Origin of the sequence: Aquella oligotrophica, from assembly GCF_002892535.1 — a bacterium.
GTDB lineage: Bacteria > Pseudomonadota > Gammaproteobacteria > Burkholderiales > UBA11063 > Aquella > Aquella oligotrophica.
The window spans coordinates 1449346-1473804 of the sequence record NZ_CP024847.1 but is presented as its reverse complement, the minus strand read 5'-3'; the positions used below and the strand labels follow the sequence as shown (position 1 = coordinate 1473804).

At 35.5% G+C, this 24459-nt stretch carries 22 protein-coding genes; 6 read left to right on the top strand and 16 right to left on the bottom strand.

What is annotated here, in order from left to right; all coding sequences use genetic code 11:
- Positions 1–75 precede the first annotated feature (75 nt).
- The 10 genes from CUN60_RS06720 to CUN60_RS06675 form a co-directional block, all read right to left on the bottom strand.
- The gene (locus CUN60_RS06720; RefSeq protein ID WP_102951300.1) at positions 76–1647 is read right to left on the bottom strand and encodes a C69 family dipeptidase; all 1572 of its coding nucleotides are present in this window, start codon (positions 1645–1647) and stop codon (positions 76–78) included.
- Positions 1648–1670: 23 nt separating this feature from the next.
- The gene (locus CUN60_RS06715; protein WP_102951299.1) at positions 1671–2597 is read right to left on the bottom strand and encodes an ACP S-malonyltransferase; all 927 of its coding nucleotides are present in this window, start codon (positions 2595–2597) and stop codon (positions 1671–1673) included.
- On the bottom strand, positions 2588–3400 hold the full coding sequence (locus tag CUN60_RS06710; protein WP_102951298.1) for a triphosphoribosyl-dephospho-CoA synthase: 813 nt from the start codon (positions 3398–3400) through the stop codon (positions 2588–2590). Before CUN60_RS06710 ends, CUN60_RS06715 begins: the two co-directional genes overlap by 10 nt.
- Complete coding sequence (locus CUN60_RS06705; protein WP_102951297.1) at positions 3375–4001, bottom strand: phosphoribosyl-dephospho-CoA transferase MdcG domain-containing protein; 627 nt, start codon at positions 3999–4001, stop codon at positions 3375–3377. The genes CUN60_RS06710 and CUN60_RS06705 overlap by 26 nt, the downstream gene beginning before the upstream one ends.
- Positions 3994–4698: a biotin-independent malonate decarboxylase subunit gamma gene (locus tag CUN60_RS06700; RefSeq protein ID WP_102951296.1), complete on the bottom strand. Its 705-nt coding sequence runs from the start codon at positions 4696–4698 to the stop codon at positions 3994–3996. Before CUN60_RS06700 ends, CUN60_RS06705 begins: the two co-directional genes overlap by 8 nt.
- Positions 4695–5882 carry a biotin-independent malonate decarboxylase subunit beta gene (locus CUN60_RS06695; protein ID WP_158649323.1) on the bottom strand — a complete coding sequence of 396 codons (1188 nt, stop codon included), beginning with the start codon at positions 5880–5882 and terminating at the stop codon, positions 4695–4697. The genes CUN60_RS06700 and CUN60_RS06695 overlap by 4 nt, the downstream gene beginning before the upstream one ends.
- 1 nt (position 5883) lies before the next feature.
- Positions 5884–7530 carry a malonate decarboxylase subunit alpha gene (mdcA, locus tag CUN60_RS06690; protein WP_102951294.1) on the bottom strand — a complete coding sequence of 549 codons (1647 nt, stop codon included), beginning with the start codon at positions 7528–7530 and terminating at the stop codon, positions 5884–5886.
- A 102-nt stretch (positions 7531–7632) separates the two neighbouring features.
- Positions 7633–9090, bottom strand: coding sequence for an SH3 domain-containing protein (locus CUN60_RS06685; RefSeq protein ID WP_102951293.1), 1458 nt, complete (start codon positions 9088–9090; stop codon positions 7633–7635).
- Between the two features lie 47 nt (positions 9091–9137).
- Positions 9138–9587, bottom strand: coding sequence for a helix-turn-helix transcriptional regulator (locus CUN60_RS06680; RefSeq protein ID WP_102951292.1), 450 nt, complete (start codon positions 9585–9587; stop codon positions 9138–9140).
- 56 nt (positions 9588–9643) lie between these two features.
- Positions 9644–9898, bottom strand: a complete 255-nt coding sequence (locus tag CUN60_RS06675) for a hypothetical protein (protein ID WP_102951291.1) — start codon at positions 9896–9898, stop codon at positions 9644–9646.
- A gap of 348 nt (positions 9899–10246) precedes the next feature.
- Here CUN60_RS06675 and CUN60_RS06670 point away from each other — a divergent pair, with 348 nt between their 5' ends.
- Entirely contained in the window at positions 10247–10999 is a 753-nt protein-coding gene (locus CUN60_RS06670; protein WP_102951290.1) for a helix-turn-helix transcriptional regulator, read from the top strand.
- A 28-nt stretch (positions 11000–11027) separates the two neighbouring features.
- Positions 11028–11783, top strand: a complete 756-nt coding sequence (locus CUN60_RS06665; protein ID WP_102951289.1) for a helix-turn-helix transcriptional regulator — start codon at positions 11028–11030, stop codon at positions 11781–11783.
- Here the strand turns inward: CUN60_RS06665 and CUN60_RS06660 are convergent.
- The 6 genes from CUN60_RS06660 to CUN60_RS06635 form a co-directional block, all read right to left on the bottom strand.
- Positions 11780–12874 carry an ABC transporter substrate-binding protein gene (locus tag CUN60_RS06660; RefSeq protein WP_158649322.1) on the bottom strand — a complete coding sequence of 365 codons (1095 nt, stop codon included), beginning with the start codon at positions 12872–12874 and terminating at the stop codon, positions 11780–11782. The two genes, CUN60_RS06665 and CUN60_RS06660, sit on opposite strands and share 4 nt — an antisense overlap.
- Positions 12875–12974: 100 nt before the next feature.
- Positions 12975–14174 carry an MFS transporter gene (locus tag CUN60_RS06655; RefSeq protein WP_102951287.1) on the bottom strand — a complete coding sequence of 400 codons (1200 nt, stop codon included), beginning with the start codon at positions 14172–14174 and terminating at the stop codon, positions 12975–12977.
- A 4-nt stretch (positions 14175–14178) separates the two neighbouring features.
- A complete protein-coding gene (locus tag CUN60_RS06650) occupies positions 14179–15144 on the bottom strand; it encodes a GNAT family N-acetyltransferase (protein ID WP_102951286.1) in 966 nt (321 codons plus the stop codon).
- The gene (locus CUN60_RS06645; protein ID WP_102951285.1) at positions 15144–16997 is read right to left on the bottom strand and encodes an IucA/IucC family protein; all 1854 of its coding nucleotides are present in this window, start codon (positions 16995–16997) and stop codon (positions 15144–15146) included. The genes CUN60_RS06650 and CUN60_RS06645 overlap by 1 nt, the downstream gene beginning before the upstream one ends.
- 25 nt (positions 16998–17022) lie before the next feature.
- Complete coding sequence (locus CUN60_RS06640) at positions 17023–18810, bottom strand: IucA/IucC family protein (RefSeq protein WP_102951284.1); 1788 nt, start codon at positions 18808–18810, stop codon at positions 17023–17025.
- Positions 18794–20146 (bottom strand): lysine N(6)-hydroxylase/L-ornithine N(5)-oxygenase family protein, encoded by a 1353-nt coding sequence (locus CUN60_RS06635; protein ID WP_102951283.1) that lies wholly within the window; start codon positions 20144–20146, stop codon positions 18794–18796. Before CUN60_RS06635 ends, CUN60_RS06640 begins: the two co-directional genes overlap by 17 nt.
- A gap of 347 nt (positions 20147–20493) precedes the next feature.
- On the opposite strand from CUN60_RS06635, the gene CUN60_RS06630 reads away from it, so the two are divergent.
- From CUN60_RS06630 to CUN60_RS06615, 4 genes are read left to right on the top strand one after another with little or no spacing between them, the layout of a single operon-like run.
- The gene (locus CUN60_RS06630) at positions 20494–21111 is read left to right on the top strand and encodes a MotA/TolQ/ExbB proton channel family protein (RefSeq protein ID WP_102951282.1); all 618 of its coding nucleotides are present in this window, start codon (positions 20494–20496) and stop codon (positions 21109–21111) included.
- Positions 21104–21511, top strand: coding sequence for an ExbD/TolR family protein (locus tag CUN60_RS06625; protein ID WP_102951281.1), 408 nt, complete (start codon positions 21104–21106; stop codon positions 21509–21511). The genes CUN60_RS06630 and CUN60_RS06625 overlap by 8 nt, the downstream gene beginning before the upstream one ends.
- Positions 21512–21551: 40 nt before the next feature.
- Complete coding sequence (locus CUN60_RS06620) at positions 21552–23615, top strand: TonB-dependent receptor domain-containing protein (RefSeq protein ID WP_102951280.1); 2064 nt, start codon at positions 21552–21554, stop codon at positions 23613–23615.
- Between the two features lie 13 nt (positions 23616–23628).
- Positions 23629–24291 carry an energy transducer TonB gene (locus CUN60_RS06615; RefSeq protein WP_158649321.1) on the top strand — a complete coding sequence of 221 codons (663 nt, stop codon included), beginning with the start codon at positions 23629–23631 and terminating at the stop codon, positions 24289–24291.
- Positions 24292–24459 lie beyond the last annotated feature (168 nt).

Sequence of the window (24459 nt, the reverse complement as noted above, 5' to 3'; positions counted from 1 at the left end):
GACGCACTACAATAAGACTCAATATATTGATATAAATAATGAATATTGATGTTACAAAATATTGCAATCAGCATATTATGCACCACCGTAGTGATACTCTTTTTCGGTTTTATCAATCAATTTTGCATAATCCGCATTACTCAGATTATTCATTTTCAGATCATTAGCAATTTTTTTAGTTAAATTACTCACCAAAACATCTGCCTGCGAAATCAATATCTCTGTAAACTGCTGTAAAAGTTTATCTGCCTGTTTGGGATCCATTTCGTATAGTTTCAGATAGGTTTCTTCCACTGCAGCCTGTTTGACAAACATTTCACTTTCAAATTGGTTAAACTGTTCATGAACCATCGGAGCATATTTTGGATAATTTTGCATAACTAGGGCTTGAAGCTTACGATATTTCCAGTATTCAGAAGTATTATCAGGTGCTCCATCTACCGCCGTTTGATACGATGGTGGGATCTCCGGTAGCCCACGATAGAAAGGAATATAGATTGATAAATCAGGCATTCCAACTGCAACATACTCAACGTAACCGATATCATCTGGCAAATTAGGGCGAATTTGGGTAATGTGCGAAAATATTGCACGCATTACGGAAGCTGGACGATACGGTGCTTTAGGATTTTGTGTAGTATATGGATCGTATTCGGTGCCCTGATAATGTAACCTCAAACCAGCTGCGACATCAGCAACACTAAGCTTTTTGGTTGGAGTTTCCCAGACTGGAAATAAGCCATCGCCTACTGTATAACTAGCTCCAGTATAAAGTTGTTCTAATGATTCGATCCGTGGATAATTATAGGTTTTATCGTGCTCACCATTTTCTACATATACTTTAAAGAAATTAAAACTCTCTTCTGGATTTACTTCACTCGAGCCAGTTAGCCAGCCCCAAAAACCACGCGATTTGGGCGAATACAAATCATTATCAACCGCAAACTTAATTAGATCACCAGACCCCATAAAATTATTCGCATCACGTAGATTTACTTTCTGAGTTCGCCCCTGATTGGCTGAAACAAAAAAACTATCATTTGGTAAGCGCCATGCTACCCAGCGGTGTCCACTAGCTGTTTCCAGATACCAAGTGCCGTCAGTCTTATCACTAATTGCTACTCCAAAACCTTCTGCAGCCCCCTGTTTTTCAATAATCGAACCTAAAAGCATAATACCTTCACGAGCACTATGTGCAGACTGCAGAATTATACTAGGAATAGAATCCTCATTAATACCACTTTCTTCCAGATATGGATCTATTTTTAGGGCATTAGCAGAGTTAAAAATAGTTTCTGTTGCCGAAATAGCAACCCCAGATTCATTTATACCAACTTCCTCCATGGAGAAGTTTGGCTTACTTTTACTAAATGAGCGAGGTAACGCAGTATAGGCAAGTGAAATTGCGGGTAATGGATAAGTAAAATTATTTGCATTCGAACGATAAAGTTTACCACTCGAATTAATAGTTTGAGGATGATTCATAATTGCAAAAGTTTTTAAAGCATTACTAGTATCATCATTACGAGCTACTATAATTGAGCCATCAGTGGTTGCATTATTACCAACAAGAATGGTTGTGCAGGCTAGCGCGCTCCCAGTAATTAATGTCCCAATACATAGAGATGTTAATAATTTCACCTTCACTATCATAATTCCTTCAAAAACTATCAATAACTATTCGTTTCCTCCATTTTGGAGACCCATTCCACCACTTCGCTTAATGATCTAAAGTCTTCGATAGACCTAATTTTTATCCGTGGGTTAAGCTTATGCACAATATTCTGGATTGCCTTGCCTGGTCCTATTTCAAGTATTGTTGTTGCGCCTAATTCAACAAGAACATTAACTACCCGATCAAAATTTATTGTTTGAGCCAGCTGGCTACATGCAGCATTAATCGCAGCACTAGTACTATATTGTACCGCAGCGTTAGTACCTGATACCACTCTTAAATTAAGTAATTTATGCGAATAATTATTAAATATGGAAGCAAATGGAGCCACTTTATCAGTTAATAGTGGAGTATGTGCGGCAACACTAACTTTTAAAGAGTGTATGCTTAGCATTCCGGGTAACGATTTTAGTTCCGCTTCTAACTGCAATAAACCTTCACTATAACCACCGATAATAAAACTCTGCTCAGATGTTTTTATCGCCAAATAACAATTATGCTTTGCTAATATAAGATCAATTTCATTAGATCGTATTCCGCTAACTGCCATTAGTCCACTTGGCTTTGAAGTCGCCATGAAACTTGCCCTAGTCTTAGTAAGATTTAATAACTCATTTAATTCTAGATTAATTGCGGCAGCTATGGCAGTTATTTCGCCTAAGCTATAGCCTGCAACAGCAACTGGTTCTGGTAATTTATCGCATATTGTCTGCCAGAGGATGTATTCATAGCTGGAGATTATCGGCTGGGCATATTGATTTGAGAAAAAATCGTTATCGTCAAGTGTAATTTCAGGTAATAATTGACACGAGATATTTTTTTCCACAGTCTTAATTAGCGATAGATCTAATTCGCTCTGAAATCTAGCAAACATCTGCTTATGCTGATTACCTTGCCCACTAAAAATAATAGCTAACCCCATATCTGTCTAACCATATCAAGAAAAACTACGGCAGCAAATACATCGGCGCTACCACCCGGACTTAAATTCTTACTGATAAAATCATGATGTAAAGATAGAGCAGCATCATACTGCATTTTATTACACTCAATTTTAGATAATTGTGCTGCTTCAATTTTAGCATATTTTAAGGCATCAATCCCGCCACGATAGACTAGATTAGTATCATCCAGATGCTGCATGATATAAAAAAATAGTTTTAGACGGATATATGTTTCATTGGTATAACACTCCTTATATGAAGATAGCTCTTTAAGTGCTGCAAAAATAAGTGGGAATCCTTTACATGCTGAATCAATAATACCTTCAAGCTGATATTGCTCACGGATTTTGCTACCGTGACTAGCTGGATTTGGTTTATGGATTAAAAGGTCAGAAGAGTAATTTTTAATGATTGTAGCCGAAAGAGTTTCAGAATCTAACCCTCTTGAAATCAAATAGCTAAGTCCAGGGATCAATAACCCAAAAACAAAAATTGCACCACGATGAGTATTAATACCATTTGTTACTTTAAGCATTCTAGTTTCAGCTGCAATTGCCAGCAATTTTAATTTATCAAAGCTGACATTATTTATTCCAGCCATCACCAATTCATGAAAATAGCCACCCAAAGCATTAATACTTCTGAGAAATATAGCATGATCCATATCAGTATGGCTACCATTATCGATATGGCTAACCAATCCTGGCTTTGGATAAGTCTCGAGTTCCTGATATAATGCAAGCTTTGCTAAATTACTAAGCTGCTGGGCTAATTCCTGCATATTGGAAGACTTCCCTTTGGGTTAAAAGATTTACCTCATGACTAGTTTTAACTAATATTTTTTCACTAAAAGCTAAACTAGAATTAAACCATTCGCGAATTGCAACCGAGCATTTGCGATTAAATATAATTTCACCATCAATAGGCAATTTAGCGCATGAATTTAGTTTATCAAATAAATCTGCAACTCCTGATAGCTTCGCCTCGTTCTTAACATAAAACAAGAGATCCAAATCCGAAGTGGCGGTAGTATAGATTTTATTAGTTAGGTATTCCCAGCTAAAAGAACCATAGCAACAAACCGAAATAGTGTTAGCTAATTTATCTAGCATGGATAAAATAAATGTCTGCTGATCACTAGCTATAATTTTTTCTCTTAATTCCGGCTCATTAAGAATATCCATAAGCTTGACAGGCATGGTATGGTTTGTGATTTCAGAAGTATCAATTAAGAAAGTTTGGCGAGAGAGAACTGACTTATCTAGACCAAGACATCTGGCAACTAGCAGCTTATCTGAACTAATTGCTGGCTGGCGGGTTACCACATAGGGTAAATTTTCATTACCCCGCCAGATCAAATCATGCCGAAAATATTCAGGCATTGATAACTTGACTAACAATTTTATTAGCTAAGGTTCGCCCTCCTCTTACATCAGCAAGCTCGCGCCAATGATTGATTAAAGGAGCTGCATCCCCAATATCGCTAATAATTTGTGGAAGAAATGCTGCTGGATCAATAATTTTATCAATCACACCAAGCTTTACAAAGTTTTCAGCGCCAGGGGCAAAAATTGCTGAACTTTTACTAAGCTCTTCAAGCCTAGCCAATGGAATCTTGGTTACCCGTGACATGGCTTCTAGCCACATAACGGCAATTTGTGCTTCTGCCAGTGCATATACCTTCTCAGCATTAAGCCCAGCAGCAATAAATGCACCACCCAAAGCACTACCATAAACCAGACTGAATACTCTAGCTCCTTTTGCGCGAGCATAATGAATTACCTTAATCAAATGAGCAAAATAACGGTTTAAACCAAGTAACTCCGCTTGGCGACTTGTTTTTTGTCCACCGGTATCAATGAAAATTAGTAAATTAAACTTAGGATCTAAATTTACTTTATCTAAAATAAATTTTGCTAATTTAAGACTCATCACATTATCAAGTTGGGCAGCATCTACTATCCCACAAATACTAAATTGCAGATTATCAAAAGTGGCATCCCCAAGGAGAACATTATTATCGACGGAATAATTAATTTCGTTACCAAATAATTGTTGCAATAAATCCTGATACTTCATTTTAATAACTCCATGAAATCACTATCCGACAAATCGGGTATCTGTTGTGGATTACTAAGTCCAGCTATAGCCCAAACATCAATACCATCACGACTATTTTGATTATCAATCAATCTTTGTTCGAGTAGCTGATATTCATCGAGCAAATTTTTCTCATTAAATGAAGTTGGTTTATCTAGTAACTCCAATAATTTTTGCCGAATATCACTAATTTGTTTACTAGAATAGAAGGCATCACCCATAATCGAACGGTGCCGTCCGCCACAAGTACGCCAAACCAGTGCACGATCAGATGAATCATATTCCGCGACCCCCATGACTGTCTCAATCACTTCTGGTCCGCTAACACTAGTTCGTGCATTTTCAGTGACAATTATGGCATCTAGACATTGTGAAACAATGCCAATTCCACCAAAAGCACCATTTCTACCAGCAACGATGCCAATTACCGGAATAGAAGCAAGCTTCAACTGGATAATTGCAGCAATTAGTTCACTGATGGCTATTTCACCAGCATTAGCTTCATGTAGTCTTACTCCACCGCTATCAAGAAGAAAGACCATGGCTGAAACTTTATCTTTAAGCGCTTTAAGACAGATACCACTTAATTTAGCACCATTAACTTCTCCAACCGCACCACCCATGAAGGCATAATTTTGAGAGGCAATATAAACTGGTTTACCCGCGATTTTTGCTGTTCCAATTATTGCACCATCATCAAATTCTACAGGTAAATCAAGTTGCCCCAAATGTGGAGAAACTATTTTATTACTTGCGGGCATGATTTCAGTAAAACACCCACCATCGACCAAAGCATTAATTCGCTCTCTAGCATTTAATTCAAGATAGCGGCTATTGGTATAATCATTGTTCTGATTATCACTAGCTGCTAGCTCATATAGCTGGCGTAAACGTAAAGAAACTATTGCTGGTGTTGCGCCACAATCATTTATAGTGAATTTGCACGCGCCAACAGCATATTTAGCAACAAAGTCACCTATCACTGCCTGCCAGACTGCTGCAAACCCGGGAACTGTAGTATTAACTTCAATAAAAAACTCATCTACCTTATCATGTTTCTCAAGAAGAATTTCGAGATTACCTGAATTAACTACGCCCGCAGTTATACCAAATTTACTCAATTTATTTGTTTTTGAGCTAAAATTATATTGTAGTTTTTCCATTTTACCAGTCCCGATACATTGATGGTGGATTATAAAGACCACCAGAAATTTCCACCAAATCTTTGATTGATTTTGCCGCCAATAAATCGCGAGTAGCATCACTAAACCTGATCCCCAAATCTTCAGGGTACTGAATTGCCCCACGCTTATGTAATTCAGCTACTTTTTGTGGGTTTTTAGCTAGACCAACTGGAGTATATCCAGCAACGGCTCGGATTGCCTGTTCGCGTTCAGCAAGATCTTTACATAGCAATAAATTAGCAATCCCAATCTCGGTGACGATATGTGTCACATCATCACCAAAAATCATGATTGGTGGAAGTGGCATCTTCATTTTTTTCTGCAAGGTAATTGCATCAAGCTCTTCAACAAAAGTAGGCTGACCTGCAGCCTGAAAGGTTTCAACCATTTGCACCACGAGCTTACGCCCTTTTAGAAGTGTTTTATCCTGCGTTTGTGCATATTCCGCTCCGGCTTTAAGCCAAGTATCCGAACTATGTCGTCTGGCATTAATATCACTACCAAGATTTGGTGCACCACCAAAGCCAGTCATACGCTCTATTGTTGCGGTAGAACTATTTCCCATTAGATCAATCTGTAATGAGCCACCAACAAACATATCAATCGCATATAAACCAGCAAGCTGGGCAAATGCTCGATTGCTACGTTGCGAACCATCACTACCATTAAAGAAAATATCAGCATGTGCACGAACGTATTCATTCATCCCAACTTCACCGCCCGGCGAACAGATGGTTTTTATAAACCCAGATTCAATCGCTGGAATAAGCGTGGGACAGGGATTTATCACCATGTATTGGCAGATTTTCCCTTTTAAACCCAATGATTCAGCATAGGTTGGTAACAGCAATTCAACTGCCGAAGTAGCATAACCAATACCATGATTAAGCCGATTTACACCATATTTGGCATAAATCCCCTTGATTGCCATCATTGCCATCAGGATTTTTACTTCATCAATTTTTGCTGGATCACGGGTAAATAATGGTTTAACCATCTGTGGTGTAGGACTATGGACTAGCACATCGACCCAAGATGCAGGAATATCAACCCGGGGTAATTCATCGACTATTTCATTTACTTCAACAATTACAATACCATCCTTAAAGGCAGTAGCTTCGGCAATGGCTGGAGTTTCTTCGGTATTTGCGCCAGTATAAAGATTCCCCGCCCGATCAGCTTTCTCTGCCACTAATAACGCTACATTGGGAGTAAGATCGAGAAAATAACGTGAAAATAGCTCGAGATAGGTATGAATTCCTTTCATCTCAATCTTACCTTCGGCAGCAAGATTCATGACACGTGCGCCTTGTCCGCTAGAATAACAGAAATCAACTTTACTGGCTATTCCACGTTCAAAGACCTCAACGTGCTCAGGTAAAGACAAACAGGACTGAACGATATGCAAATTATTAACTATTTGTGGGTTGACCTTACACAATCCTTTTGCCAGATATACTGCCTGCTTCTGATTATCTCCTTCTAGACAAACTCGATTATGGGGCTTAATTATCTCTTCGAATAATAAAGGAAGCTTAGTACTATCCTGTAACCATTTGCCCTCAAGGAGTTTTCTGGCATTTGCCAAAGTCTCCTTTTTGAGTAACTGATTTTGAATAAATCTCATTGACATATCTCCAATTGATATTTATGACTTGTCAATATTATATTCGATATCGTCTATCTAGATGTATAACTATTTTTAGATAATACACTTCTATTTTTAGGTTCAATCTAATTTGTTATCAGATTCGTTATCTAGATATATGAGTCTGAATTTTGGTCGATATTCGCTATTAAAAAATGATAGTAGGCTACTATTCTCAGGGTAAGCTGATAATAATGGTAAAATCACTGCACCACCGATAATGCTACGTGAGTCATTGGCTGCAGTTCTCAACCCCCAAATATTCTGGTAGCTTAATGGCACCATTTCATGATTTTGACTATTCGGATTGGGATAATTACCAAGATAAAGTAAGACATGCCCGGGAATCTGTACTAAAGTCATAAATCCATGTCCATTTTTAAGGAGATACGCTTCGCGTTCCTGACTACTCAATTTATCGAGAATGGCTACTTTATTACCTGCTTCTGCTTGATCCTGCGAATTTCGTGGTAAATAAAATCCAAATGGCGTAAATAATGCTTTAGTTTCTGCTGAACAGTCATAATCAAACAATTGACTACCCCAACCATATGGTTTACCAATCTGATTTTTGATAATACCAATCATATTATGTGGCGTCAATTGCATTGGCATTTTTGTAGAATGTTTTTTACTTAGAATAACCTCTTTTGTACTCGCATAACCATTATTACCGCGAACAGGAATTAATACTTTATAATCATCATCTGTTTCTGTAGTCAATGGCAAAGTATTTCCATTATAAGCTACACCATAGTTAATCTTTTTCGTATCAGTAATTGCCTGTTCTTTGGTCATAGCTACCAAACCATGATTTGCTGCATTTAACCATTTCTTAATAAAAGGCTCATTCACTCTAATAATACCAGCTGTTTTTACCCAGCCAATCGCATCACTACTAACTACTAGCGACCAGATTTTATCTTTACTTTCTTTTACGACATATAATGGCATCCCAGTAAAAACTGCGGCTGTCTGTAAATTATCAAATGGATAGCCTTCACCAGCAATATTATGGTTATAAAATAGCGGCTCAGTAGTTGGTAGTGCACGTAAGTCAAGATTATCAATTGCTATTGCCCGATTCTCTGAAACATAAGCAAACGTCATTTGATCATCAAAATCCATATTATTAGCAATATTCTGAAACTGTTGATAAGTATATGGGCGATAATTTAGTGCATATGGAGCTCTATTTTGTTTACCATCATGCAAATAAAAATTGGTGATTATCTGCGACTCATAGTTAATTATTCCCTTACCACTTCCTTTAACTAATTCTTTATTTACATAATCTTTACTCCATGGTGATAAATCATCATCAGCATCTGAATAGTAATGACGATAAAAATCTGCTAAGCGTTGCTCCTGATAATCGGCACTAACCAAGGGCTTATCATAATTTGGGCTAGCCGGGCTAATCCAGTTATCAATATTTTGATCATAATGTTCAATCGGGAATACATTAATCGTGTCTTGCCCGAGCGCTTTACTGATAATACATGTAAAAATCAGGAAATAAGTAATTATTTTGTTCATTTTGGACTCATAAAGCTGTTTTTTTACTAAACCTTAAATTAAACTAATCATGCAAAATCTGATACTACCATTTTATCATCAATATCATATGAGCCAATTTGTAAAAATTTACGCGGTATAAATAGGTCATAATTAAGAGATAACGCTTTTTCCAGTAATACTTCTTTCGATTTTGCACCGAAGATATATTTCAAATTTTCTAAGTGGTCATTAACCCTACCCGCAGATATTTTATAACCAATTGCGGTTAATATTTCAGCTATTTCGGAGTAGGAATATCTATTTAAATAAAGAAAAAGCACCATATGTTGACGTTCAGTTAGATCATGATGCGGAACAAACTCATCCTGCTTACCGATTATTGGTGATTCAATTCCATTTATCTTATAGATAATTTTTAATGGATGAGGAAATATAAAGGTTGACATTTGTCCGTGTATCCCGATAAAATTTCCAGTATGTGGATTAATGATGGGATGCTTTCTTACGATATACACGTTTTTACCCATAGTTACATGAAGAAAGAAATGTCTTGTATTAGACTCTTTTACCTTCAGGTCTTGAGCACGAATGTATTCCCCCAACCGGGACGCTCCAGTAACTCCTGAATTTCATAATCGGTTTTCCCAATTACATTTTTAAACTCTGTTTCTTCATCCAGATCTTCAAACCCTTTACTTACAGAGCGGTAAATAAATTCATTATCTTTGATAAAAATAATTGGAGCACTATCATTCTGCAAAATAAAATTGATACTCTCTATATAGTGCAACAAGTACTCATGATCGTTGAGTGTTAGGAAATTCATACTACTCTCTATAAAAACTGATTATTCGATGCTAATCGGATAGGAATAAATTTTGCAAATAAAATCCATTTGTTCAAAGCAAATGAATTTTACCGTATAAACTACTAATTTAATCAAAATAATGCGCTATTGTAACGCTAATTATCATAAAATTTACTCCTAAATAAATTACAACTTTATATTTGATACCGATAAATATACGGTTGAAAAAACTCTCTAATAAACATTCAATACTTAAAAATATGATTATTAGTAATATCGCATGCTATAATTATATAGATATATACATTCGGGATAATAATTGATACTAGCAAAATTTATCAAAGCAAGGTTACGGGATTAACTATTATGAATCATAATAAATTAACCGATAGCGAGTTCCTTGAATACTATTGTGAATCAGCAGAGATTATTTTTAATAATGGTGAAGAACAGGTTATTTACATTAAGGATAAAGACCTTAATTTTCACTATTTATCACAAGCACATATACGAAATATTTCTAACAATGGTTTTTTTGTTGCAAATGAAGATAATATCACTGAGGAAATGCGTGAATTGCATAAAAAACTCAAGCAATTAGCGTATGAACAGGATGATAAAATACGGCAAGAACTTAAATCTGCTGATTTTATTTATATTGATGTTTATGATCGCGTTGGTTTTGTGCACAAAAGACCAATCGTAAATCCTGCTACCGGAAATTTTGTTGGACTACTAGGAATGGTAAAGCCATTTGAAATGCCCAATATATTAAGTTTGATTTATAAAATGCATGGTGTCAAATACGGAATAGCAAATCAGTCAGCTAAAAACCCTCAAAAATATAAAATATCAGAAAAACAGTTAATGGTGCTTTTTTTATATTTAAATAAATACTCAAATACAGAAGTTGCCAAGATTATGACGACTCTTGGTTTTAAAATTTCAGCTACGACAGTAAACGACCATCTGGAAAATCTGAAATATATTTTTGAAGTTAGAACAAAAGAGCAGCTAATAGAAAAAGCCATTGCATTAGGTTATAATTTATTTATTCCGGCACAATTTTTAAAAATTGGTAGTTTTGAACTTGAAGATGAAGCAATAATCGCAGGTTAATTTAATCATTATTGACTATGGAAGAAAAATGAAAGGCTATCAGTCCTTAACCGATGAAGAGTTTTTTGACTTATACTGCAAGCGTGCTGATGTAGTATTCAACAATGGTGAAAATCAGATGGTTTTCATCAAAAATAAAGAGCACCGAATCGTTTACTTATCATTTGGTTATATGCATAATTTAAATATAGCAAGCATTGAAGATACTTATGGAGAGAATGCTCCAGCAGAGCTAGAGGAATATTATGAAGATCAAAATAATACCGCAATAGTACAGGATAATGAGATTCAATCAACACTTCAAGCAAAAAACTTCTTGTTTATTGATGAATACCAACATATAAATCATATTCATAAACGACCAATTATAAATCCGGCAACAAGTAACTATGTAGGACTTATTGGTTATATATCCCACTTCGCTCTACCAAATATTTTACGCTTAATTTACAATATAAATGGCATAGATAATAATATTACATCTGAAACCTATGAGCCGCTTAGCCATGAATTAACAGAACGGCAGCAAATGGTATTATTCTTATATTTAAATCGTTATTCAAATGCCGAAATATCAGATATAATGACAACCATAGATCATAAACTATCCAAATCACGAGTAAATGACTATCTTGAAAATCTAAAATATATTTTTAATGTAAAATCAAAAGTTGAGTTGATTGAAAAAGCTATTCAGATGAAGTACCATTTGATAATTCCTCGAGCATTTTTAAAACCAGGAAGTTATCATATTAACGACGAACTGATAGTGGTTCGTAACTAAGATAGCTGTAATTCAAGCCAAACCTCATTCACATAAACTCTGGTTTTGGGATCATAATTTTTGAAACTATGCATTTTAGTCATGTTTTTAGGATAGATCCAGTCAATCTGCTTTAACTCTGGATTAATATTCTTCAATGCAGGCAGATTCATAATACTTGCTCCAGTAGCCGCAGAAAGCTCAATTGCACTTGATGGTTCAAGGAGGTAATTAATCAGCGTATAAACTTTATCAATATTTTCAGCAGTCTTAGGTATAACCAGATTATCTAACTCATACATATTACCCTCACGCTGCAACTCTGCTTCTATTGTTACTGGCTGCCCGGCTAGTTTCTGATCAGCGATGGTTTTAAAAATATCAACGGAATAACTCATGGCAACCCAAATATTACCGCGTAATAAGCTACGGTAATAAGTATCGCTATCAAATTTTGCCCAATACGGTTTAGCTCTTTCAATCAGATTACGCGCAGCATCCAAATCCTTACGCTTAGTAGAATTTGGATCTTTGCCAAGATATAATAACGCAGCAGCAAATACATTACGCTGTGAATTTAATACCGTTATCTTCCCCTTGAGAAGTTTTAGGTATTTGGGATCAAAAATTATTGCCCAGCTATCCGCCTTAATTCCAAGTCGCTTAAAAATATCTTTATTATAAGCAAGCATGACATTATCATAGGCATATGGAACTGAATATTGATTACCATTATCATAAGGAGGATTTAAAAATTGTGGATCGATATTTTTAAGATTCGGCAGACGAGTTTCATCAAGCTTTTCTAGCTTACCCATTCTGATTAAAGAATCTACGGCATAGCTTGTTGGAACAATAATATCATAGCCACTGGCACCAGCAGCCATCTTTGCCAGCATCTCATCATTTTCATTAAAAAAATTCTGCTCTACCCGACAATCATATTTACTCTTAAAAGAGTTAGCGGTATCATTGGCAAGATAATTAGCTGCGATATAAATGTTTAAAATGCAATCTTTTGCAAAAACATTATTATTCAGCACAACTAAGGCAAAAATAAATCTGGCTTTTCGCAAACAATTAATAAGTATATACTCAAATAGATTCATCATCTTGGGTCGCTGCCAAGCTTCTTGCTTAATAGTTGTAGACGGCGACGCTTGTCGCCTACCAGTATTTCGAATCTGATTAAGTATAGTCATAACCTTGAAATTATTTGATAGTTTTTAATAAGCGGAAACTATTATAACTGGTAATTAAAGATAAGGATGCACCAATTAAAAATAAACCAGAATAGCCACAATATCTAGCAACAAACCCACTTGACATCATGCCAATGCTATAAATTATTATTTCAGCACATAAAAGTATTGCCATATCAGTTGCAACCTGCCCGGATTTAAGATTATGCATGAAAATTGTATATAAAACTACCATTTCCATTGCCCGACATGCCATGTTAATAACTACAATTACAAGAATAAATGATGTAGCAAAATTCCCAAAAATAGAAGGAAGTACAAATGCGCTATAACAGATAGTTCTTAATAAGCCAAGCAGCAAGAGCCAATACCGATGAGAAGAACTATTTGTTAAAAAGCGTGAGATAACTCCGGCAGCAAAAAGATTAACTGTAACACCACTAATACCCATTACTGAACCAATGATCGAGAGTGAAATGCCCTTATCAATCAGAAAAGGTTGTTGCATCCCCATTACCAAACCTTCACACCCACGATAAGTAAGACATAAGTAAAGAAGTTTCCGATTCCCTAAGTTTTTAATAAAGTTCAAGACTGATGGTGATTTGGTTTTATCAATTTCGTTAGCCAATAATGAGTTTTCCTGAATTAAGACCGCTAAAGCTCCAAGGAGGATTGATACAAGTATAAACTCAAATAAAATCGAGAGTGCCCAACCATAATTGACATATAAAATCATGAATAAACCACCACCAGTAAAGCTACCCAATGCCGTACCAATTACAAGAGCATAGTTACCATAAGATATTTTATCGCTAGGCAACTGTTCACAAATAAATGCACTACTCGCAAGATAATGAGTTGCTGCCGCCAACAGCATTACTATAATTAGCGTAAAACAAAACCAGCCATTATCTTTAGGTATGCCAAAAATTAATAAAAGTAAACAAAAAGCAATCATAAACTGTGAAGGGATTAGCCAGCATTTTCTCTTACCTAGCTTTTGATTATAAAATTTATCAAGAAGTGGTGCCCATAGAAATTTTAATGCCCAAGGTAACATCAGTCCACCAAGTAGCCCGACCATCACCAAGCTCGCACCAGATTTCCTTAATATCCCAGGCAAGGCAAATGTTGCCAGATATAATGGAATACTATTTGAAAACGACAGTACTCCAATAACCAAGAGGTTTCTTCGATAATTTTTCATCAGATTAACTGGCTAGATAAATCTGACTATTATCAGCAAGAATCATTTGTGCTTGCTTTAACGCTTCTTCCTTACTTGCAACTGGGATACAACGAAAAGGCATTCCATTAATCATGGCTGTACTATTTAATTTTTGTATCATCTCAGTATCTGTAGTTACCCTAAGCATTGCTAGACAATATTCTGCTAGAATAATTTTATTTTGTTTGAACCAACGCATCTGAAGTTTCCGTGCTTCCTGAGAAAATTGATAACAATCATCAAAAGTGCTAATAACGACATATGGCGTCTTTGTTTTAGTAATTTGGTTAAGCTTAGTAAGCCACTTCGCTACCTGCAAATCATTTGGATATGATGGAAAATGAAGAAACAATAGTGGTAATCGAGAATCATCATAAGTAATAACTGAAGGATTTTTATGATAAAACTGCTCTTTAGTTATCGCATAAAGGTTAGCTGTCTTTTCAGGCAAGTTTAGTTGCCCAAGCTTAGTAAATCCAAGGGTATTTTCAATACTACTTAATTGTTTAACATTAATATCTGGCTCGATTAAAACTCGCTTAGCTTTTTCACGACTAAAGAGATAATCGCTTAAGCCACGTATAATTAATTTACTATATCCTTTACTAAGTTGAGAAGCTTCACCAATTAATAGATGTATCCCATAATCTCCAGCTACTACCGGAAAATAATCATTGAGCCTATCATTAGGAGCAAAATAAGTCTCGGCATAAGCTGAAATTTTACCATTGATGCTTAGAAGCCATAGCTTCTGGCTCTTTTTACCAAGAGCATCAAGTAGATAATTTTTTAGTTTATCAATTGACTCATCAAGTTGCCACGTTTTAGCGACATGCGCCTCTTTCATCCATGAAGAGATACGATCAAAATCACGCGCATAATTAAGCGCTATAAATTCAAGCTGATGTCCTGTTTCAGCACAACTATACTTATATTCTACATTATACATTAGCTTACTTTCTTATCTATAATTGAAAATCTTTTTTCATCCCAGTTACCCCAAGAAAATTTACTAGCCGGATTATCAACCATTCCGGTAGATTCAACTTTTGGGCGGGCAGCGTAATCGGCATAACCGACTTCCAGTAAACGCAAGCGATTAAGAGTTAATTTTTTAAATTGTGGTTTCAAAATATGTATCTCTTCTATTCTTGTGGCAAATTCTGGATGCTCTGAATGATATTTAGTAATGACCTGATATAGACTTTCCCAAAACTGTGACTCTGGATAACAAGCATATGTAGCAAGAATATCTGATAAATAACGATATAAAACTACAAATAACCCCGTCTGGATGAACTGTGCCAAATCAGCATCAGGCAAACGATAAAGTACTTTTGTCAATTCATCAGGCAGATTCATAAGCGCTTCATTATCAGACTTACTGATATTTACATCATCGATAAAATCTTTTATGACGAGTCGTTTCGGATGGTTATTTTCATCGAGTACCAGCATTGTATTTTCACCATGTGGCGAGTAAACAACCCCATATTTGTAAAGCCAATGCAAAAGCGGTGGAATTACAATCGTAAAGAGTTTTTCCAACCACTGATTAATTGAAAGTCCAGAACTAGCAATTAAATCTATTATAAATGCCTGATTTTCATTGTCAATATGAATCAGTGCCGCCATAGTAATTACTTTTTCATCACTTGCTAGATAATTACTCACACTTTCACGCCAGATAACTCCTAATAGCTCCTGATACTGATAAGGAATACCTTGTAGCTGATTATATACCGGATGAGGACAATTAATACTAGCGACTTCGCCAAGCATAATCAAACCAGTTTGTTGTAAAAATTTATCTTGACTAAAAATTTCTTTAATCCATGCTGTTAATAGGGGTGCAAGCCTAGTTCGCTCATTAGGTAATCCACGATAAACGGCGGTATTAAAGATACTTAGTGGCAGTTTAACTTGAAATTTACTCTTATTAGTCTGATTATTAAAACTTCGTATCGACTGAGTTGGTAGGTAGTAATCACTACTTTTACCAAGCCAAATAATCTCTTTTAGAGCTATTTCTTTGGCAAAGAGTTGAATGATTTGACGCTGCCATTGCCATTCATGTATCGGCATATAAAAATAATCTTCAGGATTTAAGCCAAAATTATTCATTTCTGTATCAAATTTTCTAATTTCCTCAGCCCCAAGCTCGTTCAGGATTAGTTTCTTATAATCAAGATTTTTTATTGCCTTATACTCAGCACATGAAGATTTGATGGCAATCCATGATAATTGTTGTAAATTAGCTGACTCAGGTGCATGTCTGAGATATTCATCATATGAAAAACCTAAGCGTCCTTTATTAACGATAAACCATGGATGGGCACGCATAAATCCTTCAAGCTCTGCGGCACTTTCGAGAGCAAGAAGGTGTTGATTAATATTTTGTGGATTAGCAAGTAAATGACAATCCGCAATTAAAGTATGGTTTAATTCGCGAATCAAATGCCCCACCGTCAAACCATCTATTCCAATTTGCTGATAAATACTAGCAATAAAGTTACTTACCTCCAGTTCTGAAGATTTACTATTTTTATTAATACAGCAAATACTTTCAGGAATCACCTGCCAACTACCAAAGATGCGTGGACTAGCAGTAAAAATATATTTTAAATCCCGATTTATTACCAAATGATGCTCATAACTATCATCCGAAAGTTTATAGATTTTAGTTTCAATTAATTCCTCATACATAAATTCACTAAAAATCTTGGCTAGAAGATTCCGATTTGCTAGCTGCCAGTAATCAGCTCTTATTGCGTCTTTAAATAATAATTGGTTTTGATTCATTTAACTCTCCTTGGGAAATTAGTTTTTATCTTATTGCTAGCTGAGCCTCTAAATTACTAGCTCGTGAAGAAAATTTATACTCCTGCCAACTATTATTTTGAACATCATACGTGGCAGAACAAAACGGGTTCTTAATCTCAAGATAAACTGACTGTTGACTAAGTGGTGCGGTTAATTCATCAAGATCCTGAAGACGAGTAGCCAAATTATCTTTCATCGGTAAAGTTTGGCTATTTATTAGGTATTCAAGATATTTATTCGTACGCTTGCCCCATTCTTGCTGTTTTTCTAACAAAAACTCAGTAAAGATAGTCACTAATACTTTTTCATCAATATAACCGGCATAGCCAAGAGCATTGATTACTGCCATGAGACTATTACATATGAGATAGTATGTAAAATGGTGTGCCACAAATTCGCTATCACCACAAGCAAAATGGCTAAATATATACAAAAATGAATCAAACTCAAGCTTCTTCTTTTCACTGATGTAGTAACCCTGACTGTCTCGATAGTATCCACCAATAGGTAGTCCATCAGCATCTAATTCAATAAGTAAATTCTGCTGATGCGCTTCAAGCGCAATTTCTTTATAACTAAATAGCCAAAGCAATGGTTCAATAGCAGCTTCAATAAATTGATTAAACCAGATTTCAGCGGCTATCCTCTCTTCTAGATTAAGTTTTGCTGCCAGCTTTGGAATAAGCCCATTAAAGCGGTTACCCTCTTTAAACGGATTATCTTGACATAAAGCCGCAATACAACTAACATTAAGTTGCTTACCATAAAATGGATTATCCCGAATTAATACGGCGGACTCTTCAATTAATTGTCCATCATGTTTCAAGCATAAATAACCCGGATCTTTTATTGCTTTAAAAAAAGGATAGCTCTGGCTAAATTCACTTGCAATCGGAGTTTGCCAAAATTCTGTAACGGCAATTGCCCGATCAAGTTCACGCGCCTGATTCATTCGCACTGAATTGGTAATCATCACATTCAGTGACATTTTAAACATATATTCAAACTCGCGAGAGTAAAGAGTACGAATTGAAGATGTTGCCTGAAATCTTTTACCAAGAGCACCAAGATTAATCAATTCCCCATTGGCAATCATTTGCTGTACAGACTCTAATGAAAGTAGATAATTTGCCTGCCATGGATGTAACGGTAGTAAAGACTTACCCTCTGGGATTTTCTGAGCAGCTAGATCATCTGCGATAAGTTTCGTAAGACTTATATTAATTCTACTATCACTATGAATAACATCCTGACTAACAAGAAAATAATGTAACTGGAATAAATTAGCAAATTCGGGATAATATTTTAAATATTCACTTTGGCTAAAACCATAGCAACTTTTTGCTGAAGGATGAAGTTGATGCCCAGATAATAATGAAGATTCACTTAACGCAAAATCAACCACTAAAGAGCTTAATCCTTTAACATCAGTTATATTCTCAAGAGTTACCGCCTGATTATGAAGACTATTTTCAAGCTGCCCTCTGAATTTAATTATCTTTTCTACTTTCAGATCATGTTTTAATTTTAGTTCCTCAAGAATAAAATCAAGTACTTGCCAAAAATCAATTGACTTTATCGTATCACTAGAAACTTGATAAACTGGGAAGGATAATTGGTGACGACCAGTTGCGGAATAATAATTAAGCTTTATCCATAAAATCACACCCACCTTGGGAAAATTAATTTCCAAATAATCATTATCTTGATGCTTAATCAGCGAATAATTATCTTTACCAAGCAGATAGGAGTTTAAGAAGCTTTTCAGACTGATATTAGTAGCAAAACTCATTTTGAACTCCAAAACTCTGAAATACGGTTTTTCTCGCAGTTTTATACACCATTCGATTACAAATAGTATTTATGATTACTGAGTTACGATAAGCACCCAAGCCAAGATCTGGTGAGCCAACTCCGTGGGAATGAAGACTATTATTTTGCATAAAGATTTTGCCCACTTTTTCTGCGCTGATTTTAAGACTGAAGTCAGCATTTAATACATAATTTTTTTTACTATCTTGTTTTAATAGGCTTGCTAATGGATTTAAAATTGATAAATCTGCCGAACGGTATCCAGTTGCCAAAATAAGCGCATCTGCTTTTAACTGGAATTTTGTCTGACTTAGGCAATTGTGAACATCAAGTAAAAGCATATTATCCGATATTGATTTACCAACCGAATCAAGACTGGTATTCGCAAGCATGGTAAGTGGCTGTTGACTATTCGCAATAGTCAAACGATAAAGTGCATCAAAAATATCAGCAATCGTTTGTTTACTTATTCCCTTATACATCATATCCTGACAACCAATTATGTCTTGGCGAGTATTTTCTGATAAAGTATAAAAATAGCTCATATAATCGGGGCTAAAGTGTTCCAAACCAAGTTTTGAATATTCCATTGGGAAAAATCCGCCCGACCTAGTAATCCAGTTGATATGTGGCTTATCATCCTTAATCGGATTACGGTTCAATAATTCAAGGACAATCTCTCCCGCACTCTGCCCAGAACCCACCACACAGATATTATTTTTATCAGCTAATTCAGATGCATAATTAACAAAATCAGCCGAATGATAAACTGGTAAATTATCTGGTATCTTAAGGCTTGAAGGAATATGTGGTTTAGTTCCAACTCCAAGCGCTATATGCCTTCCTTTATAAATTTCGCGTTGACCAGTCTCAATATCATGTATTTCAACATGGTAAATCTTTCCCTCACTATCATTATCCGCTATAGAAATATTTGTTACTTTAGTCGAGAAACAGATATTTTGTAGTTGGCTCGCAACCCATTGACAATAGTGATTATATTCTTTACGCAAAATAAAGAAATTTTCATAGAAGTAAAACTTATACAGCCGATTATGATTATGCAAATAGTTAAAAAAAGAATACTTGCTAGTTGGATCTGCCAAGCTCACTAGGTCAGCCAGAAAAGGAACCTGCAATGTTGCACTATCAAGCATCAGCCCAGGATGCCAGTTAAATTCAGAGGATTGCTCAATAAATAGCGTGTTTAGACCATCCACATTATCTGCAAGTGCAGCTAGACCAAGATTAAATGGACCTAAACCAATACCAATTAAATCATACACTTGTACTGAATTATTTTTCATTCTTTCCATTTTATACTCCCAAACTACAGGTGTCTTTTACAGCGATGATTATAAATGCAAATGAGAATCATTATCAAATAATATTTTTATAAATTTAGCAACCTCTTTAAATTAATCTGAAATATATATAATTAAATCAAAATATTAAATAAAATAGATTTTCGTAAAAAAATTACACCCTACACATATCTGTATTATTATTAATTCTAGCCATTCTCAATATATTTCAAACACATAAGTAAATATTACTCACTTTTTAACTAACCTCCATAAATCTGCGCTTATTTGACAAGTATGATTTTTTTACTTATAATCAGCACCGCAAATAAGAATCATTCTCATTTAAAGGTATAAATATGTCAAGTTCTATTTCTTTTTTTAGCTCATTTGGTCCAATCGCTTACCTATTATTAGTCTCAAGCATAGCAATTATTGCAATAATAATCGAACGCCTGATTGTTTTATATAGCCAGCCTAAATTCAGCAAAAAAGATTATCAACAAATAATTATCAATCTACAAAAAGGTCAATTATTAAGCATACAAAAACCAAAAATAGCAATACGCTTTAGAGATTGGCTGGAGATCTTAGCGGGGAAAACTTTTACTCTTGCTGAAGCTGAAATCACCCTACTCTTAACTGAACTTCGTAATAAATTACAAAAACCACTGGAATGGCTAAACCTATTTGCTATCGCTGCGCCAATGATGGGATTACTTGGAACAATTTGGAGTATGAGCCATTCATTTGCGATCTTAGGCAAAGACCTCAATAACGGCAATCTAAATAAAATGATTGAATATCTTTCAGAAGCAATGTATGCCACGGCATTTGGGATAATTTTGGCACTAGTGAGTATGCTTGGACTATATATACTTCGGCAAAAATCAGATAAATATCTCGATGAATGCGAGTTAGCATTTAATCGAATTAGCTTAGCAATCCAACAGCAAGGAGCTAATAAGCATGATTAAATCATCCAAAACCAATAAACTATCAATCAGTGAACCAAACCTGATTCCACTACTTGATTTCATGCTGGTATTAATTGTAATGTTTGTTTTACTGGCGGGTCCTATAAAACAAGCTGTTGACCTGCCCTTACCCGAGGTGAAATCTGGAGTTGCAAAAAGTATTGATGAAAAAAACATTACTATCAGCCTCAATGCAAAGGATGATATACAAATTAATGGCAATCATTATCGGTCAATTTCCGAAATTGAAAACTATTTAAAAACAAACCTAAATGATATACAAGAAATTACGATTGCACCGCATAAGAACCTAGAAGTAGAAACACTGATGAAGCTATTTGCTATTTCTAAATCACTAGGAATTAAAACTGCAAATATTCAGATTGAAGAAGAAAAATAAAGCATAGGCATCTATAAAATAAGCTCAAGGATGAAAAATAATGAAACGAAATAGAAAAATATTACCAACAATACTTATCTCACTTACTTCAGCAGTATTTGCTGACGACGTAGCTAGCCAGAATAATAATTTGGAACTTGACGATATTCAAGTAGTAGCGACAAGAAAACTCTCTACTTCTGATACAGAATTAAATAATGCTATTGAAAGCGGTGAAGTTATTCCTGCGATTAGTAAATCAAAGCCTATTGATACAGTTCACGGTACAACTTATGAACTAAATGATATGGCAGGAATATCAATTGTTGGTGGTGGACAAACTGTCAGTCAGAGTATTAGTATTGGCGGTCTTGATCGAGATAATGTAATAGTTGGAATAGATGGAGTAAATAATTATTTTTCAAATTTTGGTGGAAATAATACCCGACTACTCCCTAGCCCATACTTATTTAAAAGTGTAACAGCAAGCCAAAGCGGGAATGATATTACCTATGGCTCGGGCTATATTGGTGGAGCGGTTGACTTTACTACAATTGACCCAGAAGATATTCTTCATGGCGATAAATTAAGCACTTTTGCAACTGTTGGCGGCAATTCAGCTACTACTGGAGCTAACCTAAATACCGGGATTGCAGCAAAAACCGGACAAGTATCATATTTACTCGATATTGTTGGTAGCAATGATAATGATATGACAACTGCCAATGGAAGTACCCTCCCATATTCTGCTAACCAGAACTTTCAAGGGTTAGCAAAAATTGCAATCGATATCAGTAAGTCGCAAAGCTTGAAACTAAGCTTCCTAAATATGCAAAATGTTGGACAATATCCAATGGCAATTGTTAATAATGCGGGTGCCACCAATCCGCCAGCAAACTTTAACTATAATCAGACTCAGACCACGCTAGACTATCGCTATAATCCAGATAACCCTTATTTTGATGTAGCAGTAAAAGCATCTTATCAGACAAGTAATTATGCAGTAAATCCGATTGATACCCCAGATAGCTGGCAAACACCACAAAATATCCAGTATAACACAGGCAGTATAAAGGCACAAAACACGACAAAAGTTGCTTGGCAAAAACTACTTTATGGAATTGAAGCAACCAATATTACAGCTTCTGATGCCTATAATGGAACTACTGTGCTTAATTTTCCAAATTCAAATCAACAACTCTATGGAGCATTTTTACAGGATAGTTGGGACATAACCAAACAAATTAATATAACCGCAGGTACTCGCTATAATGCCTATACTAGTACCAATGGAACTTTGAATAATAGTGGTTCGCTATTTACCAATCAAATTGGAATTAATTATCATTTCCTACCGGACTGGCTGGCTTATGCTGCATATTCGGAAGGTTTTCAGGCACCTACGTTATCTAATCTATACCTAGATGGCTATCATCAATATAGTAATGGTAACGGTTATATTTATCAGCCAAATCCAAATCTGCAACCTGAAGTCGCACATAATAAATCGATTGGGATTAAATATGACAGTTGGTTCACACCTGAGCAGCACATGACAATTGATGTAAACGGATTTCTGAATGATGTTTCAAATTATGTCTTATGGACTTATGCTGGACAAAGTGGCTCAACTAGTGTAACGCAAATGAGTAATATTGGTAGCGCTCAACTTTATGGTTATAGCGTAGCATTACAATATACAAGCCCATGGGTTTTGCTAAATACTAACTTTACAAGCACCTACGGTGCAACTCAAGATGCTTACATAACTGGAAGTAACTATATTGTACCGGCTGGTGCACCATTACCAATACCACAGGCAAAAGGTTACCTAGGACTAGGTTTTCCAATTGAACCTGTTGATAGTACAATAAAAACATATCTGAATTATGCACTAACCCAGACACGTACCCCAGTTAGTGTTTATGGAAATTTACCCGAAGCACAGGGTTATGCAATACTTGGGCTTGCTTATGACTGGAAACCAAAAGGGAAGTTAAAAGGGATGAGCGCACTTATTGGTGTTGATAATTTGTTGGACAGTTATTACCAGAATTACAACGGCTATAATATGTATCCAGCAATGGGAAGAAATATTTATGCTCAAATTGGCTATAAATACTAATGGACAAAGATTAATGAATAATAAAATCACTTTTCTGGCAATTATAATCTCATTAGCTTTACATGGAGTAGTTTATTATAGCTGGCAACAGAAAAAAAATAGCTGGCTTCTGGCTGAGACTACTCTAAAAACTGGTACTAGTAGTAAAGGTCTGATTGAACACCTTAATTTAGTAAGTAAAGCAACTGAAACCCCAAATAAAACACCGAATAAACAAGTAAAACCAGTTCAAAAGCAGGTAGCTATACCCAAAAAGATTCAAAAAGCAATTACTACCATTGCTAACAAAAAAATGGCAGTCGAACAGCAAAAGCCTCAGGAAATAAAGGCAAGTAGCAATAGTAGTAATGCAGAAGCCAGCCAACAAATAACCCAAAAGGCAAAAGTAGAATATGCGCCGCCGCCAATTAGCTACCCACCAGAAGCAATTGCCCAAAATGCCAAAGGCAAGGTAAAAGTCAAAGCTTTAATTGACATTGACGGTTCTATTAAAAATGTTGAAATTCTTGTTTCAAGTGGCTACAAAATTCTTGATGAAGAGGCCATTGCATGGTTTAAAAAAGTAAAATTTAGCCCAGCACTAAGTGCAAATGAAAAGATTGCCTCAGTTGTTACCCAGACAATCTCTTTCGATCTCAATGAGACAAATCATAATAATAACACAAACTCGGGATAAGATAATTTTAGGGGCTAGACAATATGGCAATGTCCGAGTGTTTAGACAGCTATTCAAAGAAGTATATCGCCATTATATTATGGGGTTGCCAATTTAGATAATCTGGATTCGATAAATTATAATGAAGTTATTGCTGCTTTTATTAAAAGTTTTGGTATGGCAGGTCTG